The sequence below is a fragment of the Streptomyces sp. NPDC055966 genome, assembly GCF_042269865.1.
Lineage (GTDB): Bacteria > Actinomycetota > Actinomycetes > Streptomycetales > Streptomycetaceae > Streptomyces.
The window spans coordinates 235,676-253,474 of the sequence record NZ_JBHJYK010000006.1 but is presented as its reverse complement, the minus strand read 5'-3'; the positions used below and the strand labels follow the sequence as shown (position 1 = coordinate 253,474).

13 protein-coding genes and 3 pseudogenes are annotated in these 17,799 nt (G+C 72.6%); 12 read left to right on the top strand and 4 right to left on the bottom strand.

Annotated features, from left to right (window positions below; genetic code table 11):
- Positions 1–23 precede the first annotated feature (23 nt).
- Positions 24–1,190 carry a xylose isomerase gene (gene xylA / locus ACFC8N_RS15560; RefSeq protein WP_362820236.1) on the bottom strand — a complete coding sequence of 389 codons (1,167 nt, stop codon included), beginning with the start codon at positions 1,188–1,190 and terminating at the stop codon, positions 24–26.
- 133 nt (positions 1,191–1,323) lie between these two features.
- Between xylA and xylB the strand changes: the two genes are divergently transcribed.
- From xylB to ACFC8N_RS15510, 10 genes and pseudogenes are all read left to right on the top strand, one after another.
- Positions 1,324–2,778: a xylulokinase gene (gene xylB / locus ACFC8N_RS15555; protein WP_376288413.1), complete on the top strand. Its 1,455-nt coding sequence runs from the start codon at positions 1,324–1,326 to the stop codon at positions 2,776–2,778.
- Between the two features lie 34 nt (positions 2,779–2,812).
- The gene (locus ACFC8N_RS15550) at positions 2,813–4,021 is read left to right on the top strand and encodes an ROK family transcriptional regulator (RefSeq protein ID WP_356023323.1); all 1,209 of its coding nucleotides are present in this window, start codon (positions 2,813–2,815) and stop codon (positions 4,019–4,021) included.
- Positions 4,022–4,275: 254 nt separating this feature from the next.
- Positions 4,276–5,760, top strand: coding sequence for an APC family permease (locus ACFC8N_RS15545; RefSeq protein WP_376288412.1), 1,485 nt, complete (start codon positions 4,276–4,278; stop codon positions 5,758–5,760).
- A gap of 95 nt (positions 5,761–5,855) precedes the next feature.
- Positions 5,856–6,869 (top strand): acetamidase/formamidase family protein, encoded by a 1,014-nt coding sequence (locus tag ACFC8N_RS15540; RefSeq protein ID WP_376288411.1) that lies wholly within the window; start codon positions 5,856–5,858, stop codon positions 6,867–6,869.
- Positions 6,870–6,979: 110 nt separating this feature from the next.
- Positions 6,980–7,633, top strand: coding sequence for an N-acetylmuramoyl-L-alanine amidase (locus tag ACFC8N_RS15535; RefSeq protein ID WP_376288508.1), 654 nt, complete (start codon positions 6,980–6,982; stop codon positions 7,631–7,633).
- A gap of 183 nt (positions 7,634–7,816) precedes the next feature.
- Positions 7,817–9,124 (top strand): GAF domain-containing protein, encoded by a 1,308-nt coding sequence (locus ACFC8N_RS15530; protein WP_376288410.1) that lies wholly within the window; start codon positions 7,817–7,819, stop codon positions 9,122–9,124.
- Between the two features lie 56 nt (positions 9,125–9,180).
- Positions 9,181–10,704, top strand: coding sequence for an aldehyde dehydrogenase (adh, locus tag ACFC8N_RS15525; protein WP_362820243.1), 1,524 nt, complete (start codon positions 9,181–9,183; stop codon positions 10,702–10,704).
- Positions 10,705–10,843: 139 nt separating this feature from the next.
- Positions 10,844–11,128, top strand: a pseudogene (locus ACFC8N_RS15520) (IS630 family transposase); the annotation flags it as partial.
- A pseudogene (locus ACFC8N_RS15515) lies at positions 11,089–11,745 on the top strand (oxygenase MpaB family protein). The pseudogenes ACFC8N_RS15520 and ACFC8N_RS15515, both read left to right, overlap by 40 nt.
- Before the next feature lie 44 nt (positions 11,746–11,789).
- Positions 11,790–12,404, top strand: coding sequence for a DegT/DnrJ/EryC1/StrS family aminotransferase (locus ACFC8N_RS15510; protein WP_376288409.1), 615 nt, complete (start codon positions 11,790–11,792; stop codon positions 12,402–12,404).
- A 414-nt stretch (positions 12,405–12,818) separates the two neighbouring features.
- Here ACFC8N_RS15510 and ACFC8N_RS15505 read toward each other — a convergent pair whose 3' ends face one another.
- On the bottom strand, positions 12,819–14,429 hold the full coding sequence (locus ACFC8N_RS15505; protein WP_376288507.1) for an FAD-dependent oxidoreductase: 1,611 nt from the start codon (positions 14,427–14,429) through the stop codon (positions 12,819–12,821).
- 89 nt (positions 14,430–14,518) lie between these two features.
- Between ACFC8N_RS15505 and ACFC8N_RS15500 the strand changes: the two genes are divergently transcribed.
- Together ACFC8N_RS15500 and ACFC8N_RS15495 are read left to right on the top strand one after the other, a co-directional pair.
- The gene (locus tag ACFC8N_RS15500) at positions 14,519–15,241 is read left to right on the top strand and encodes a TetR/AcrR family transcriptional regulator (RefSeq protein WP_356026606.1); all 723 of its coding nucleotides are present in this window, start codon (positions 14,519–14,521) and stop codon (positions 15,239–15,241) included.
- A gap of 254 nt (positions 15,242–15,495) precedes the next feature.
- On the top strand, positions 15,496–16,149 hold the full coding sequence (locus tag ACFC8N_RS15495) for a DedA family protein (protein ID WP_356026608.1): 654 nt from the start codon (positions 15,496–15,498) through the stop codon (positions 16,147–16,149).
- A gap of 39 nt (positions 16,150–16,188) precedes the next feature.
- On the opposite strand, the pseudogene ACFC8N_RS15490 reads toward ACFC8N_RS15495, so the two are convergent.
- Together ACFC8N_RS15490 and ACFC8N_RS15485 are read right to left on the bottom strand one after the other, a co-directional pair.
- A pseudogene (locus ACFC8N_RS15490) lies at positions 16,189–17,185 on the bottom strand (amidohydrolase); the annotation flags it as partial.
- Entirely contained in the window at positions 17,184–17,672 is a 489-nt protein-coding gene (locus tag ACFC8N_RS15485) for a hypothetical protein (RefSeq protein ID WP_362820247.1), read from the bottom strand. The pseudogene ACFC8N_RS15490 and the gene ACFC8N_RS15485, both read right to left, overlap by 2 nt.
- Between the last annotated feature and the right edge of the window lie 127 nt (positions 17,673–17,799).

The following is a 17,799-nucleotide window of genomic DNA, read 5'->3' as shown; positions in this document are numbered from 1 at the left end:
AGGGCACGCGCGCGTGCGAACGGTCAGCCGCGCGCTCCGAGCAGGTGGTCCATCGCCAGCTGGTCGAGGCGCTCGAAGGCCATCCCGCGGGTGGCCGCCGCCTCCACGTCGAAGTCCTCGAAGGCCGTACGGTCGGTGAGCAGGGCCTGAAGGCCGTCGGCCGCGGTCGGCTGGGCCAGCTGGTCCAGGCGCGAAGCGCGCAGCGCTTCCCGGACCTCCGGGTCGGCCCGGAAGGCCGCCGCACGCTCCTTCAGGATCAGGTAGTTGCGCATGCAGCCCGCAGCCGACGCCCACACACCGTCCAGATCCTCGGTCCGCGGCGGCTTGAAGTCGAAGTGGCGCGGTCCCTCGTAACCGGCACTCTCCAGCAGGTCGACCAGCCAGAACGCCGACCGCAGGTCACCGGCGCCGAACCGCAGGTCCTGGTCGTACTTGATGCCGGACTGTCCGTTGAGGTCGATGTGGAACAGCTTGCCCGCCCACAGAGCCTGCGCGATGCCGTGCGGGAAGTTCAGGCCGGCCATCTGCTCGTGGCCGACCTCGGGGTTGACGCCGTACAGCTCGGGGCGCTCCAGGCGCTCGATGAAGGCCAAGGCGTGGCCGACGGTCGGCAGCAGGATGTCGCCGCGGGGCTCGTTCGGCTTGGGCTCGATGGCGAAGCGGAGGTCGTAGCCCTGCGCGGTGACGTACTCGCCCAGCAGGTCGAAGGCCTCCTTCATACGGTCCAGGGCGGCGCGCACGTCCTTGGCGGCGCCCGACTCGGCGCCCTCGCGCCCGCCCCAGGCGACGTAGGTCTTCGCGCCCAGTTCGACCGCGAGGTCGATGTTGCGGATGGTCTTGCGCAGTGCGTAGCGGCGCACGTCGCGGTCGTTGGCGGTGAACGCGCCGTCCTTGAACACGGGATGCGTGAAGAGGTTCGTGGTGGCCATCGGGACCGTCATACCGGTGGCGTCCAGAGCCTGGCGGAACCGCTTGACGTGCGACTCGCGCTCGGTGTCCGAGGCGCCGAAGGGGATCAGGTCGTCGTCGTGGAAGGTCACCCCGTGGGCGCCCAGCTCGGCCAGGCGCTGGACCGTCTCGACCGGGTCGAGGGCACGGCGGGTGGCGTCGCCGAACGGATCCCTTCCCTGCCAGCCGACGGTCCACAGGCCGAAGGTGAACCTGTCCTCGGGGGTGGGCTGGTAGCTCATGCCGCGGCTCCCTTGCTGCGTTCTTGCTGCGTGACGACTATTTCGTCATGGCGGTTTACAAATTAGTATGCGCACGCACCTCTGGGAAGAGACAAGATGCAGATACCGCAGAGCCGCGGAAGAGGAGAGCCCGATGTCAGCATCCGAAGGTCCGCTCGTCGTCGGCGTGGACACATCCACCCAGTCCACGAAGGCACTGGTCGTCGACGCGTCGACCGGGCAGGTGGTGGCGAGCGGCCAGGCACCGCACACCGTGTCCTCGGGCGCGGGCCGCGAGAGTGATCCGCGTCAGTGGTGGGGCGCGCTGTGCGAGGCGTTGCGCCAGTGCGGTGACGCGGCGCACGAGGCGGCGGCGGTGTCGATCGGCGGCCAGCAGCACGGCCTGGTCACCCTGGACGAGCGCGGCGAGCCGGTGCGTCCCGCGCTGCTGTGGAACGACGTCCGCTCGGCGCCGCAGGCCCGCCGGCTGGTGGAGGAACTGGGTGGGCCGAAGGCCTGGGCGGAGCGCACCGGCAGCGTGCCCGGCGCGTCGTTCACGGTCACCAAATGGGCGTGGCTCGCCGAGCACGAGCCGCAGGCGGTGCGCGCCACGCGCGCGGTACGGCTTCCCCACGACTACCTCACCGAGCGCCTGACGGGACAGGGCACGACGGACCGCGGCGACGCCTCGGGCACCGGCTGGTGGGCGTCCGGGACGGAAGGCTACGACGAGGAGACCCTCGTGCACATCGGGCTCGACCCGGCGCTGCTGCCCCGCGTGGTGCGGCCGGGCGAGGTGGCCGGCACCGTGCGCGACAGCCATGACCTGCCGTTCTCCAAGGGCACGCTGGTCGCCCCGGGCACCGGCGACAACGCGGCGGCTGCGCTGGGTCTCGGTCTGCGGCCGGGCGCCCCGGTGCTCAGCCTCGGCACGTCCGGCACGGTCTACGCCGTCTCCCGGCGCCGCCCGGCCGACCCGACCGGCACAGTGGCGGGCTTCGCGGACGCGCACGGGGACTGGCTGCCACTGGCGTGCACCCTGAACTGCACGCTCGCCGTGGACCGTGTCGCGGCCCTGCTGGGCCTGGACCGGGACGCCGTCGAGCCCGGCGGCACCGCGACGCTGCTGCCGTATCTGGACGGCGAGCGCACCCCGAGCCTGCCGCACGCCTCCGGGCTGCTGCACGGACTGCGCCACGACACGACCGGGGGGCAGCTGCTCCAGGCCGCGTACGACGGCGCCGTGCACGCGCTGCTCGGCGCCCTCGACCTGGTCCTGGACCCGGACGCGGACCGCAGCACCCCGTTGCTGCTGATCGGCGGCGGAGCTCGCGGGACGGCCTGGCAGCAGACGGTACTGCGACTGTCGGGGCGGCCGGTCCAGGTGCCCGAGGCGCGGGAACTGGTCGCCCTCGGGGCCGCCGCACAGGCCGCCGGGCTGCTCACCGGCGAGGACCCGGGCGCCGTGGCACGCCGCTGGAACACGGCCGCAGGTCCGGTGCTGGAGGCGGTGGAGCGGGACGAGGCGACGCTGGAACGGATCACCGGGGTACTCTCCGACGCGGCCCCGCTGCTGGAGCGGGGGACGGACACCGGGCCGCAGGCGTGACGCCGGGCGGCGGACAGCGAGGATCGACGCAGGCATGACCGCACCGCTGCACGAGGCCCGCCCGCCGGGCTCCGGGCGCACCCTGCCGGACACCCAGCAGGGCATGCGTCGGCGCAATCTGGCCCGCGTGATGCACGCCGTCAGCGCCGAGGGGTCGTTGTCGCGGGCCGCGGTGGCCTCGCGCATCGGGCTGACGCGGGCGGCCGTGTCGACGCTGGTCGACGAGCTGATCCGCTGGAGGCTGCTGGAGGAGCTGGGGCCGGAGCGGCCGGGACGGGTCGGCCGGCCCGGGTCCGCGCTCGCGGTGAGCGGCCGCGGTCCGGCGGGGATCGGCGCCGAAATCGGCGTCGACCATCTCGCGGTGTGCGCGGTCGACCTGCGCGGCACGGTCCGCGCCCGGGCCGTGCGACGCGGGGCGAACGGGGGCCGGGCGCCCGAGGCAGTGGCCGCGGAGCTGGCGGAACTGGCGCACCGGGTCGTCACGGAGGCACAGCGCGAGGAACTCTGGCCGGCCGGGCTCGCCGTCGCCGTCCCCGGACTCGTGGCCCGGGACGGCCGTACGGTCGTCCGCGCCCCGAACCTCGACTGGCACGACACCGACATCGGTGCCCTGCTGCCCGGCGCATGGCCGCTGACCGTGGACAACGAGGCCAACTACGGTGCCCTCGCGGAACTGTGGCTCGGCGAGGACACCCCGCGCGACTTCCTGCATGTGTCCGCCGAGATCGGCATCGGTGCCGCGGTCGTCGTGGACGGCGGGCTGCTGCGCGGCACCCGGGGCTTCGCGGGCGAGCTGGGCCATATACCCGTACGACCGGACGGGCCGCCCTGCCCGTGCGGCGGCCGGGGGTGCCTGGAGCAGTACGCCGGCGAGGAGGCGGTGCTGCGCGCGGCCGGACTGGAGCCGGGCGAGGACCGGGTGGGCCTGCTCGCGGGGCGCGCCGAGGACGGCGACGAGCACGTACGGGCGGCTCTGCGGGACGCGGGAGCGGCGCTCGGCATCGCGCTGACCGGAGCGGTGAACCTGCTCGACCCCGAGACCGTGGTCCTGGGCGGTGCCCTGGCCGGCCTCTCCCCCTGGCTGCTGCCGTCCCTGGAGGCGGAACTGACGGGCCGTACCGCGGGCCCGGCCTGCCCGGTGACCGTCTCGCGGCTGGGGCCGGAGGGCCCCTTGCTGGGTGCGGCGCACTCGGTCGTCCGCTCCGTGCTGGACGATCCGGCCGTGGTGGCCGAGCGGTCCTGACCGTATCGGCACCGCGTCAGTACCGTCGCGGCGATCTTCCGAGCCAGGATTCACCCGATCGGGTGACGGAGTTTTCCACAGGCAGCAGGCTGTCCACGGATCCGCTGCGAGCCCTTCTGCCCACCCCGTCCGCGCCGTACCGTGATTCACGCGAGACGCTGCCGACGATTCGTCATGGATCTGGTGCGTACGCGAGATGACGGCACTTCACACACGTCGGGTGGCAGCGGGCTGACACGCATCGGGGGACACGCATGCACGGGGAGGGGACCGAGGCTCTGCGGCGCGACGCCATCGGGTTGCGCGAGGTGCTGTTCCAGAGCGTCACGGCGATGGCGCCGGCCGCCGCGGTGGCCGCGTCGATTCCGTCCGGCGCCGCCTTCGCGGGTGGCAGTCTGCCACTGGCGGTGCTGATCGCGCTTGTGGCCTGCCTGTTCACGGCATCGTGCGTGGCCGAGCTGGCCCGGGAGTTACCGGCGGCGGGCTCGGTGGCCACCTATGCGGCGCGGGGGCTGCATCCGGCCGTCGGCTTCCTCGTCGGCTGGGGTTACGTCTTCGTGGAGGCGCTGGTCCCGCCCCTGCTGCTTCTGCAGCTGGGCTTCACGGCGGCCGGCACGCTGCATGAGGAATGGGCCTCGTGTCCGGCCGACCTCTGGTGGCCGTGGTCGCTGGCCGGTGCGGCCGTGATCGCCGTCGCCGGATACCTCGGCGTCCGGGCCTCGGCCCGCTTCGGGACGGTCCTCGGTGTCTTCGAGATCCTCGTCTTCCTCGTGTTCGCGGTCCTGCTCATCGGCAAGGCGGGCAGCGCCAACACCCTGTCGGTGTTCGGGACTTCGCACACCGCCGACGGGTACGCCGGGTTCAGCGGCGTGTTCGCCGGATCCGTCTACACGGTGCTGGCCTTCTCCGGGTTCGAGGCGGCGGCGCCGCTCGCCGAGGAGACGCGTGACCCCCGACGGACGATGCACCGCGCGGTGCTCGGGGCGGCTCTGGGGATCGGTCTGTTCTACGTGATCACGACCTATGCGATGACGGTCTACTACGGCCCGGACCGCTTCACGAAGTTCGGCGCCTCGGGCGAAGCGTCCTGGGACGGTGTCGCCCGGGCCTCCTTCGGCCTCTTCTGGGTGCTGGTGTTCCTGGCGGTGATCAACTCCACGATCGCCAACGCCAACGCGTGCGCCAACGTCTCGACCCGCACGGCCTTCGCCCTGGCCCGTATCCGGGTCCTGCCCGGGCTGCTCGCCACGCTGCATCCCCGGCACCGCTCCCCCGTGGCCGGCATCACGGTGCAGACCGTCGTGGCGGTCGGGGCCGTGCTGGGGCTCGGCTTCGCGTACGACCCGGTGACCGCGTTCCTGCTCCTCGCCACGGTGATCGTCACGGTAGTCGTCGGCGTCTACATCGTCGTGAACCTCGCCTGCGCCGGTTACTTCCTGCGGGCCGGCCGAGCCCTGCTCAAACCGGTGCGGCATCTGCTGTTCCCGGTGCTGGGCATCGTGGCGTTCGTCCCGGCCCTGCTGACGGCCGCCGGTCTCCCGGTGTTCGACTTCGTGACCCCGCTCAAGGCCCCGGTGTCCTACGCCGGCCCGATCGTCGGCGTCTGGATGGCGGCGGGCGTGGTGGTGCTGCTCCTGCTGATACGACGGCACCCCGAGCGGATAACCGAGACCGCGCGGGTGCACCTCGACCAGTACGCCCCGGAAGGCCACCGGCAGGACGGCACCGTGTCCGGCTGACCACCACCGGCCCGCTCGGCAGCCGCGCGGACCGACGCCGCCCCCCCAAAGGCCTCCGTTCCCCGACCGCCCCTGCCAGAAGGGACCCCTTCACGATGACCGACCCCCGGATCCTCACCGTGCGCCCGGAACCGGATCAGTACGCCTGGACGTTCGGCGGCGCGGCGCCCGTGGCGCGGATCGCGCCCGGCACCGTGCTCGACCTGTACACCGAGGACTGCTTCGCCGGCCGGGTCCGCTCCGAGAAGGACCTCGTCTCCGAGGTCTGCGAGTTCCCCTACCTCAATCCGCAGACCGGTCCCTTCCACATCGAGGGCGCCGAGCCCGGCGACACCGTGGCCGTGCACTTCGTGTCGATCGAACCGGCTCGCGACTGGGCCGCCTCGACGACGGTCCCGCTGTTCGGCGCCCTCACCTCCACGCACACCACGGCCACGCTTCAGCCCCCGCTGGAGGAGCGGGTCTGGATCTGGCACCTGGACCGCACGCGGCGCACCGCCCTGTTCCAGGCGCGCGACAGTGACATCCGGGTGGAACTGCCCATGGACCCGATGCACGGCACGGTGGGCGTCGCCCCCGCCCATCTCGAAGTGCGCTCGGCCCTCGTCCCGGACGCGCACGGCGGGAACATGGACACGCCCGAGATGCGGGCGGGCGTCACCTGCTACCTGGGGGTCAACGTCGAGGGCGCGCTGCTGAGCCTCGGCGACGGGCATGCACGCCAGGGTGAGGGCGAGACCTGCGGGGTGGCCGTGGAGTGCGCGATGAACACGGTGGTGATCGTGGACCTTCTAAAGGACGTCGCCACGCCGTGGCCCCGGCTGGAGTCGGACACTCACATCATCTCAACGGGCTCGGCCCGCCCGCTGGAGGACGCGTTCCGGATATCGCAGCTCGACCTGGTGCAGTGGCTGGCACGCGACTACGGGTTCAGTGAGCCGGACGCGTATCAATTCGCAACCCAGGCGGTCGAATCACCGTTGGCCAACGTATGCGACACGAACTACACGTGCGTGGCCAAGCTCCGTAAGGAGTGGCTGCCCGCGCGCGAGACGTACCGGGGTGTGCACGCGCGGCTGCGTGAGACCGCGCGGACACTGCGCGGCTGACACCGGCGCCGGCCCTCCAGGCGTCGGCCCCGTCGTCCCGATCCCGCCCCCTCCGCCGCCCCGTCCTCCCCCCACTCTCCACGACGCTCGAAAGGCACCCGCTCATGGACATGGACCCGCCCGGTTCGGTGCAGCCGGAAGAACCAGCCGGATCGGCACCCTCTGCGCGCCCGGCCCCCTCGCCCCTCACGAGGCGGCGGATTCTGAAGGGCGCCGCGCTGGCCGCCGTGCCCTACGCACTGCTCCCGGACCCACGGGCCGGCGCGCAGACCGAGGCCGTCGACTATCCACCCGCCGAGTGGCAGCCGGCGAGCAGCTCCAACTACACGGCGTCCGACCGCCCCGGCAGCTACGCGATCGACCGTGTGATCATCCACGTCACGCAGGAGACGTACACCAACACACTGGGGATCTTCGCCAACCCGCAGAAGAAGGTGTCCGCGCACTATCTGGTCCGCTCGGCGGACGGGCACATCGCACAGTGCGTGCACGAGGCCGACATCGCCTGGCACGCGGGCAACTGGGACTACAACACCCGCAGCATCGGCATCGAGCACGAAGGATGGGTGGACCAGCCCTCCTATTTCACCGACTCTCTCTACCAGGAGTCGGCCAAGCTCACCGCGGCGGTCTGTGACAAGCACGGCATCCTCAAGGACCGGGACCACATCATCGGCCACTACGAGGTGCCGGGCACCGATCACACCGACCCGGGGCCCTACTGGGACTGGGTCCGCTACATCCGCCTCGTCAATTTCGCCTAGTCGCCCACCGGGCCGGGACGGAGCGCCCCGCGCCACAGCCCACCACAGTGAGGAGCCGCAGGGCAGACACGGTCAGCGACGAAGCCGAGTCGAACCGAGGTCGAACAGGTTGTCCGCACGAACACTGCGAGTGACGATGGTCCCAGCCGCATCTACGCGCTTTCACCGTCCGGGGAGGCCGAGTTGAGCGATCCGTGGGTGGCCCTGGAGCCGGGGGCCGACCCCGCCGAGCGGGTCCGTGTGCTGCGCCGGGCGCACGAGACGTTCACCACGGCGGGTACGGTGCCCCGCCCGGTGCGGTCGGTGGTCGCCGAGTCGTGGCGGCGCAGCGCCCGGGCCGGGGTCGGGCCGGACGGTGCCGCCAGCGTGGAGCTGACCGACGGCGACCTCGGCGCCTATCGTGCGGAACACCCGTTGGCCCGGGTGATGCCCCTGTTCCGGGAGCTGATGGGCACCTTCGCCGCGGACGGCGAGCATCTGCTGGCGGTGTGCGACGCGCACGGCAGACTGCTGTGGGTGGAGGGGCACCGGGCGACCCGGCGCAGGGCGGACGGGATGAACTTCGTGCCGGGGGCGCGCTGGTCGGAGACGGCGGTCGGTACCAACGCGCCGGGCACCGCCGTCGCCGTGGACCGCCCGGTGCAGGTGTTCGCCGCGGAGCACTTCATACGCCGGGTCCAGCCGTGGACGTGCGCAGCCGCCCCGGTGCACGACCCGCGCACCGGCCGGGTGCTGGGCGCCGTGGACATCACCGGTGGTGACGGGCTCGCACATCCGCACAGCCTCGGGTTCGTGCAGGCGGTGGCGCGCGCGGCGGAGGCTCAGCTCGCGCTGCTCACGCCACCGTTGAGAGCCGCGGACATCCCGATGCTCAGCGCCCTGGGCCGGGACGAGGCCGAACTCGTCCTGGACGGCCGCCGGACGCGGCTCAGCCGTCGGCACAGCGAGATAGTCGTGCTGCTGGCCCGGCATCCGGAGGGGCTGAGCGGTGACGAGCTGCTGTGCGCGCTCTACGCCGACGAGTCGGTGCCACCGGTGACGCTGCGGGCCGAACTCGCCCGACTGCGCAGGCTGTTGGGGCCAGGGCTGCTCGCCTCGCGGCCGTACCGGTTCACGGCGGCCGTCGAGTCGGACGTCACCGTGGTGGAACGGCGGCTGGAGGCGGGGGCGGTCACGGCGGCGGCGGAGGCGTACTGCGGCCCGCTGCTGCCCGGTTCGCAGGCGCCCGCGATCGTACGGCTGCGAGAGCGGATATCCGACGGGCTGCGCACGGCACTGATCGCGCACGGCGACCCGGACCTGTTGGCGGACTGGGCGCACGCGCCCTGGGGGGAGGACGACCTGGTGGTGTGGCGGGCGCTCGCCGCGGTGCGGCCCACGGCCCCGGTGCGGGCCCGGCTCGCCGCGCTGGAGGCCGAGCTGACGGCTCCGGCCGGTCCGGCACCGGGGCGGACCGGCGGCGCAACGTACTTGCAACGTCCGCCCGCCTAGCCTCGCGCCGACAGCTGCCCAACGGCGGGCAGCGCTGCACCAGGAGGCAGACCAGCATGACTCGTTACGCGGCGCCGGGCACCGAAGGCGCGATCGTCTCCTACCAGGCGCGCTACGACCACTTCATCGGCGGAGAGTACGTGCCGCCGGTACGCGGGCAGTACTTCGAGAATCCGTCGCCGGTCAACGGGCAGCCGTTCACCGAGATCGCGCGCGGTACCGCGGAGGACGTGGAGCGGGCACTGGACGCGGCGCACGAGGCCGCGCCCGCGTGGGGCCGTACGCCGGCGGCGGAGCGCAGCGACATCCTCCTGAAGATCGCCGACCGCATGGCGGCGCACCTGGAGCCACTGGCGGTGGCGGAGAGCTGGGAGAACGGCAAGCCGGTACGGGAGACGCTGGCGGCGGACATCCCGCTGGCGATCGATCACTTCCGGTACTTCGCGGGGGCGATCCGGGCACAGGAGGGGTCGCTCGGCGAGATCGACGACGACACGGTGGCGTACCACTTCCACGAACCGCTCGGGGTCGTCGCGCAGATCATCCCGTGGAACTTCCCGATCCTGATGGCGACCTGGAAGCTGGCGCCGGCGCTCGCCGCGGGCAACGCGGTCGTCCTCAAGCCGGCTGAGCAGACCCCCGCGTCCATCCACTACTGGGTCAGCCTGATCGCGGATCTGCTGCCGCCGGGCGTGCTGAACATCGTCAACGGCTTCGGCGTCGAGGCGGGAAAGCCGCTGGCGTCCAGCCCGCGGGTGGCGAAGGTGGCGTTCACCGGGGAGACCACGACGGGGCGGCTGATCATGCAGTACGCCTCCGAGAACATCAAGCCGGTCACGCTCGAACTCGGCGGCAAGTCGCCGAACATCTTCTTCGACGACGTGTGGGCGCAGGACGACGACTTCCGTGACAAGGCGCTCGAAGGCTTCACCATGTTCGCGCTCAACCAGGGTGAGGTGTGCACGTGCCCGTCCCGTGCGCTGATCCAGCGTGGCCACTACGCCGACTTCCTCCAGGCGGCGGTCGAACGGACGAAGCAGATCAAGCACGGTCACCCGCTCGACACCGACACGATGATCGGCGCGCAGGCGTCCAACGACCAACTGGAGAAGATCCTCTCCTACCTCGACATCGGCCGCCAGGAAGGCGCGAAGGTCCTGACGGGTGGTGAGCGCATCGAGTACGACGGCGAGCTGAAGGGCGGATACTACGTCCAGCCGACCATCTTCGAGGGCGACAACCGCATGCGGATCTTCCAGGAGGAGATCTTCGGCCCGGTCGTCTCGGTGGCCTCGTTCGACGACTTCGACGACGCGATCAAGATCGCGAACGACACGCTGTACGGGCTGGGCGCGGGCGTGTGGACGCGGGACGCCAACACCGCGTACCGGGCGGGCCGCGCGATCCAGGCGGGCAGGGTGTGGACCAACTGCTACCACGCCTACCCGGCGCACGCCGCCTTCGGCGGATACAAGCAGTCGGGAATCGGCCGCGAGACGCACAAGATGATGCTGGAGCACTACCAGCAGACCAAGAACCTCCTCGTCTCGTACTCGCCGAAGAAGCTCGGCTTCTTCTAGTGCTCTGACCGCATCAGGTTCGCCGGGTCGGTGGTCGTGGCGGTTGGATGTGCGGTGACGTCCGATCCGACCGCTGGAGGCGAGGTGGCCGAGCCTGTCCGTGTGCGCAGACTGACCGACCGGGAGGGGCAGAAGCTGCAGCCTGGCATGTCTGGACTCTCGGTGGGCGGGAGGCCGTCCTCGCCTGCTCAGTCGTGACGACGAGGATTTCGTCGTCACGACGGCCACCCGCCCGATCAAGCTCGGCCAGCTTTTCACCCGTTGGTCGCTGCGCAAACTCGTCGCCTACCTGCGGAAAGTCCACAGCCGGGTGATCCGCAACGGCCGCGAGGCGTTACGCGGCCTGCTCGCCCGCCGTGGTGTCACCTTCCAGCGCACCAAGCCATGGAAGGAATCCCCCGACCAGGACCGCGAGGCAGAGCTGGGTGCATAGGGAGCGGCCGCATGTCGAGGCTGAAGCGCAGCGAGGTCGAACCCCAGGAGGACCACGGCTTCTTCGGGCCGGGCTCGGTGGTGTGGAAGGTCTGGGGCTATCCGGTGGCGCCGACGGTGGGTTTCCAGCGGGCCGTGGTGGTGGAGGAGCTGGACCCGCCGCTGGTGGCCGCGGTCCACGCCGCCCAGGGCATCTACCGGCGCTCCTGCAGGCGCTGCGACCGGATCCTTCGCTACTTCGCCACGGTGGCGTTCGCCGGTTCGCGGCACGTGTGCAAGGCCGCGGGCGTCCTGGTCAAGGTCCGTTCCAGGGCGATCGGCCATCTGCCCTACGGGGGCGGGACCTACGATGCCAACGATCCCGCCTCGTAGCTGTGGATCCAGCTCACCGGCTGGCACTCGGTCCTGTACGCGTACGAGAAGTACGGCCCCGGGAAACTCACCGCCGCCAAGGAGCGGGAGTACTGGCAGGCATGTACCGTCACAGCAGAACAGCAGACGTGCTCCCCGAACGACATCCCGCCCGACCGTGACGGTGTCCGCGCGTATTTCGAGCGCATGCGGCCGCAGTTGTCCGCCAGCCCGATCGCCCGGCAGGCCACCTCCTGAAGAACGAGCTCGTACAGCCTCCGGCACCGCGCTGGGCGCAGCCGGTGAGCCTGGCGGCGGCGAAGGCGCAGCCGATCGCCACGGTCGAGCAGGCGCTGCGCGACGAGTTGGGCGTCGCGGACGTCATCGCCTGCTGCAGCGGCACCTCGGCGCTGACGCTCGTTCTCCACGCGATGGGCGTGGACCCGGACGACGAGGTCGTCGTACCGGCCTACGGATGTGCCCCGTCGGCGAACACCGTCGTCGGTCTCGCAGCCACGCCCGTCTTCGCCGACATCCAGCCCTGGACGATGGTGGTCGACCCCGAGCAGGTCGAGCGCGCGATCACCGGCCGTACCAAGGCCGTCGTCCCCGCGCACATGTTCTCGGTGATGGCCGACATGCCGGCGCTGCGGCGCCCGGCGCGGCAGCACGAGGTCCGGCTGGTGGAGGACTCCGCGGTGGCGCAGGGCGCCGTCCTGGACGGACGTGCCGCCGGGAGCCGGGGCGATGCGGGACTCTTCTCGTTCGTCCAGGTCAAGACGTTCGGCACGGCGGGCGAAGGCGGGGCCGTCGTCGCCGACGACGCCGCGCTGGGCCGCCTCGTACGGTCGCTGCGCACCACGGCCGGGGCGGCCGGCGGTTCGTCTACGACCGCATCGGGTACGACAACCGCTTAGACGAGGTGCTCGCCGTGTTCCGGCTGCACCGGCTTCCGGGGCTGGCCGCACGGCTGGAGCGCCGGGCCGCCATCGCCGAGTACGACCACCGGCACTCACCGGCGACCCACATCGCGCAGGAACTCGCCGCGCTCGGCGCGCAGGTGAGCTACCACGCCCCCTACACCCACGACTTCTCCCTGGCCGACGTGCCCCCTGCCCCGCCGGCCGGACCCGCTGAACGCCGCCCGCTGCGCCGACCTGACGATTCTCGTCCAGGGTCGTCGCACGTACGACCTCACCGAACTCGCCGGCACGGCCCGCCTCCTCTTCGACACGACCGGCCGCGTACCGGGGGACCGGGCCGTCCGGCTCTGAACCCTCGACGCCCTTCGGTCACGTCCGAGACAGCCCGCAGCGTCGCGGCCTCGCCCTTCACCGCTGTGCCGGCCCGGCGCGGTGTGCCGCATCACCCGCCCACTGCTGCAGGGCGGTTTCGAGACCGGTGACGGCAGCGGTGTCGGTGGTGTCGCAGGCCCAGACGACCACCCCGTCCGGGCGTACGAGCAGCCCGGCCGGCGTCGTCGCGTGGTCGTCGGTCACGCTGGTCACCCGCCCGGCCCAGGCCGCGGCGAGGCGGGCGAAGGCGCCGTCCGGAGTGCGGTCGAGCAGCAGGAATCCGCCACCGTGACCGTGGTCGACCAGACGGGAGCCGTCCCTCAGCCACAGGTCGGGGGCGTACCGCCCGACCAGCGGATGATCGCCGGGCAGGTCGACGCGCTGTGTGACGCCGGAGATCTTCTTGACCGCATGGGTCGCGCCGGCCCGTGTGCTCAGCAGATCGGCGACGACCTCACGGAGCGCGGCCGACTTCGGGTCCCCGCGCATCACCCCGGTCTGGGCCCGCGTCCAGTCCAGCACCCAGGCGCCGAGGGGACGGCGCTCGGCGTCATAGGTGTCGAGCAGCCCGTCGGGGGCCCACCCGGCGACCACGGCACCGAGCTTCCAACCGAGGTTCATCGCGTCGCCGACCCCGAGATTGAGCCCCTGCCCGCCGAACGGCGAGTGCACGTGCGCGGCGTCACCGGCCAGCAGCACCCGCCCCGACCGGTAGGCCGCGGCCTGGCGGGCGTTGTCGCTCCAGCGGGTCGCGGCGCCACGCAGCGCGGTCAGCGTGACATCGGTGCCCGAGACCCGGCGCAGACTGGCCTGCACCTCTTCGAGGGTGACCGGCACCATGGGCGTTCCCCCGCGCGAGCGAGGCCGAGCGTGGGCGAGGGGGGCGGGTGCGCCGTCGAACTCCACGGTGACCACCCGCCCGGGCTGAGGCCCGCAGCGGTACGCGCCCCGGGTCGACCACACCCATCCGGGCGCGAGCTTCTCGGGATCGGCGATGTCGACGACCGCCAGGCGCCCGGTGAGTTCCGGGTCGGTGCCGGGGAAGTCGATGCCCGCGAGGCGGCGTACGGTGCTGTGCCCGCCGTCGCACCCGACCAGCCACCCGGTGCGCACCGGGCCGGCGGTGGTGCCGACGAGTACGCCGTCGCCGGTGTCCTCGAACGCGGTGACCTCCACCCCGCGGCGCACCGGTACGCCGAGGCGCGTCGCATGCTCGGTCAGCAAGCCCTCCAGCTCGCGCTGCGGCACCATCTGCGCGCCGCCGACCGCGGCGTGCGCGGCGAGGTCGGCATCGGACCAGTCCACGAGGCCGGCGTCGAGGACCATTCCGGCGAAGTGCCCGGTGAACCGCGTCTCGTGGGCCCGCGGGCGGTCACCGGACGGCCGGTCGCCGGTCGCGGGAGCGAACGAGCCCATCCGGTCCAGCATCTCCCGCTGCACCTGTTCGGCGGCGGGCAGCAGACCGCGGCGGTCGAGGGCCTCGGCCGTCGGCACGTTGATGGCTCCGGCCTTCATCGCCCGGTCCGGCTCGGCCCGTCGTTCGAGTACCTGCACCCTCGCCCCGGAGAGCGCCAGTTCGGCGGCGAGCACGAGGCCCACCGGCCCGGCGCCGACCACGGTCACGTCCACATCCACGCCCACGTCCATGTCCTGGTTCACGTCCACTCGGTTCACAGCCACTGTCACGAACGGTGTTCTACAAACGAACGTCGTTCGTGTCAAGTTATGATGGCCGGGTGAACCCGAGAGAGCGACGCGCGGCGCGCCATCAGCCGCCGAACCCCGAGGCCGCGACCGACGCCAGACCACGGCGCCGCAAGGTCCCGATCACCGTGGAACAGGTCGTCGACACCGCGCTGGGCGTCGTCGCCACAGAGGGCTACGAGGCGCTGACCATGCGCCGGCTGGCCGGCGCGCTCGACACCGGACCTGCCTCGCTCTACGCCCACGTGGTCAACAAGGCCGACCTCGACGAGCTGCTCATCGGGCGGCTGTGCGCCGGGCTCGTCCTGCCCGCCCCCGACCCCGCCACCTGGCGGGAGCAGATCCGCGGTGTGTGTGCCCAGATGCGCGACCAGTACCTGAAGTACCCCGGGATCTCCCGCGCCGCACTCGCCATGGCCCCCACCGACCTCCAGACCATGCGCGTCACCGAGGGCATGCTGGCCATCCTGCTCGCCGGCGGCGTCCCCCCGCAGTCCGCGGCCTGGGCGATCGACGCCCTCCTGCTGTACGTGGCCGCCTACTGCCTCGAAGTGTCCGTCGCGCGCCGGCGAGCGGCGGACGACGACACCGCCTGGGTCCTCGACCGCGACGAGCTCGTGCGCCGGTTCACCGCCCTGCCCGTCGAGACCTTCCCCCACACCACCCGCCACGCCGCCGAGCTCACCGCCGGCGAGGGCCACGACCGGTTCGACTTCACCCTCGGCGTGCTGATCGACGGCCTCGCACACCGCTGAACCGAGGGCGTTTGCGACCGCCGGGCCCGACGCGCGTCGGGCCGCCGGACCCGCCGTCGTATCGGCTGCGCTGCCGTGGGCGCGGCGGACGTACGGCGTGCAGGACGACCTCATGGTCTGTGTGGCCCAAGCCGGTCACCGGCCTCCGGCCCTGGGGTCGTGACGCGGGCGGTTTCGCGCCGGACGGGCGATCCTGGTGAGCGAGCGGTGCTGCGCGGAAGCAGTGCTGCGAGGAGGCCAGGAGGCGCGCCCCGGTGATCGCCGTCAACCCGTTGAACAGCGCCTCGGTACTGGCCGCCTTCGGCGCGCTGGGCGTCCTGGTGGTGCTCTTCGCCGAGTCCGGACTGCTGGTCGTCGGCTTCTTCCTGCCCGGTGACACGCTGCTGTTCCCGGCCGGGGTGCTGTGCGCCGGCAGCGCGCACCAGCCGCCCCGCCTCGCGCTGTGGCAGGTGCTGGTGTGCGCCGCCGTCGGGGCGGTGGCCGGCGGGCAGGTCGGCTATCTGATCGGCCGCCGTGGCGGGCAGGCGCTCCTGGCCCGTACCTCCAGCCGCCGGGTGAAGGCGACGGCCGCCCGCGCCGAGGAGCTGCTCGCGCGCTACGGCTATGGGAAGGCGCTGGTCATCGGCCGGTTCGTGCCGCTGCTGCGGACGGTCCTGCACCCCGTGGCCGGTGCGCTCGGCGTGCCTGTCCGCACCTTCACGCGGTGGCAGACCGTGGGCGGCGTGCTGTGGTCACAGACGCTGGTCCTCGCCGGTTACAGCCTGGGGGCGTCGGTCCCGCACATCGACGACTACCTGCTGCCGCTCGTCGCCGTGGTCGTCGTCGCGTCGATGGTGCCGTTGCTGATCGAGGCGTACCGCCGACGGCGCGAGGGCCGACCGGACCGGGCCTCGCGCCGGAGCCGTTGATCGGGCGCGGCCCCCCGCGCGCCCCTTCGGGGCGTCTCGGACGTCCGTACCCCGGTACGTGACCCGGCCCCCGACCACCGTCAGCACGACCGGCAGATCCGCCAGATCCGTGTCGGGCACCGCCAGCGGATCGTCGGCCAGGACCGTGAGGTCGGCGCGGTGTCCCACGGAGATCGCCCCCGCCCGCGTCTCCTCCCCCGCCGCCCAGGCCGCGTTGACCGTCATGCCCCGAGCGCCTGGAGCGGCGCGACGGGCCAGTCGGAGCCGAGCACGATCCGCGCCCCGGCCTCCCACAGGTCACGGCAGCGGAACGCCCGCCCGGCACGCTCCTCGTAGAGCCGGCGCGACCAGGTGTCGGTGTGGTCGGCACGCGTGAACTCGCAGCAGTGCGTGGGCTGCATCGACGCGGCCACGCCGAGCGGCGCGAACCGCCGTACGGTGCCGTCCGGGACGGTCTCGACGTGCTCGACGCGGTGGCGCACCGGCCGCGCGGCATCCGGCCCCTCCACTCGCCCCTGCGCCTGCCCCTCCGCCTGCGCCTTCGCCACGGAGTCGAGGACATGGCGCACCGCCGCGTCGCCGATCGCGTGCGTGGCCGTCGGCACGCCGGCGCGGTGCAGGGCCGTGACGACCTGGGTGTAGCGCCGCGCGTCGGGCCAGTGGGCGTGGCCGACTCGCCGTGGCAGTCGGGTGTCTCCAGCCAGGCGGTGCCGTTGTCGATCGTGCCGTCCATGAAGAGCTTCACGCCGGCCACCCGCCACAGGGCGCCGCCGGTGCCCTGGAGCCGGACGAGGCCGGCGACGGCGTCGTCGTCCGTCTCCGGCCGGCACCACGGTGCGATCCGCAGCCGCAGGGGCAGGGCGTCCTCGGCCTCCAGCGCCGCGTAGACCGCGAGGCTGTCCCCGTTCGCGTCCATCGCGTGGCCGCCGGTGAGCCCGGACGCGGCCATGGCGTGCAGCTCCTCGGCGGTCCGGGCGCGCACCTCGGCCTCGGTGGGCCGGAGCGCGACGGCCTCGACGAGTTCGCAGGCCGCGTCAGCGCGGGGTGCCGCCCTTGCGGCGCTTGCGGTTCGGGCGGTGGGGGCGGTGGACGGCGGCCAGCTCCCCGATCGCGGCGCGGACATGGGCCGGGTCGCCCTTGCGGGAGCCTCCCGCGCACCACCAGGACGGCCGCCCGTCGACGTCCCTCGGGTGCATGCCCAGGTCGTGGACGGTGCAGACCGGCCACACCCGCCACAGCCGCTCGCTCACCGTCTCCTGGGCGGCGTCGGCGACGGCCGTCAGGGCCTCGGCGGCCGACTCGTACGGCATCAGGGGGTTGCCGTGCGCCTCGCCGTTGGAGAGGGCCACGTAGACCTGCTCGACCAGGTCCGCCATCTCCGGGTAGACCGTCAGCCGCAGCGGACGCTGCTCGGGGGCCGTCGCCGCCAGATCCCGGTTGACGGCGGCCAGCGCCTCGTCCCACAGCGGGTACTGGCCGACGGGCACCTGGCGCGGCTCGGCCGGCCGGAAGGAAGCAGACATACGCGCATCCTCCCAGACGGGCGACCGGCCGGATCGAACCCGTTCGAGGCGGCGAACGCGGCCTTCTGGACGCCTCTGTGACGAGCCGTGAGACTGGGCCGTGTACGGCGCCCCGGCGCCCCGCTCT

Bases quoted from the DNA above. Each gene is read 5' to 3' on its own strand.
- ACFC8N_RS15505 (WP_376288507.1), bottom strand. From the start codon at position 14,429: ATGGACGTGGGCGTGGATGTGGACGTGACCGTGGTCGGCGCCGGGCCG.
- ACFC8N_RS15545 (WP_376288412.1), top strand. From the start codon at position 4,276: ATGCACGGGGAGGGGACCGAGGCTCTGCGGCGCGACGCCATCGGGTTG.
- adh (WP_362820243.1), top strand. From the start codon at position 9,181: ATGACTCGTTACGCGGCGCCGGGCACCGAAGGCGCGATCGTCTCCTAC.
- xylA (WP_362820236.1), bottom strand. From the start codon at position 1,190: ATGAGCTACCAGCCCACCCCCGAGGACAGGTTCACCTTCGGCCTGTGG.
- xylB (WP_376288413.1), top strand. From the start codon at position 1,324: ATGTCAGCATCCGAAGGTCCGCTCGTCGTCGGCGTGGACACATCCACC.
- ACFC8N_RS15485 (WP_362820247.1), bottom strand. From the start codon at position 17,672: ATGTCTGCTTCCTTCCGGCCGGCCGAGCCGCGCCAGGTGCCCGTCGGC.
- ACFC8N_RS15540 (WP_376288411.1), top strand. From the start codon at position 5,856: ATGACCGACCCCCGGATCCTCACCGTGCGCCCGGAACCGGATCAGTAC.
- ACFC8N_RS15550 (WP_356023323.1), top strand. From the start codon at position 2,813: ATGACCGCACCGCTGCACGAGGCCCGCCCGCCGGGCTCCGGGCGCACC.
- ACFC8N_RS15535 (WP_376288508.1), top strand. From the start codon at position 6,980: ATGGACCCGCCCGGTTCGGTGCAGCCGGAAGAACCAGCCGGATCGGCA.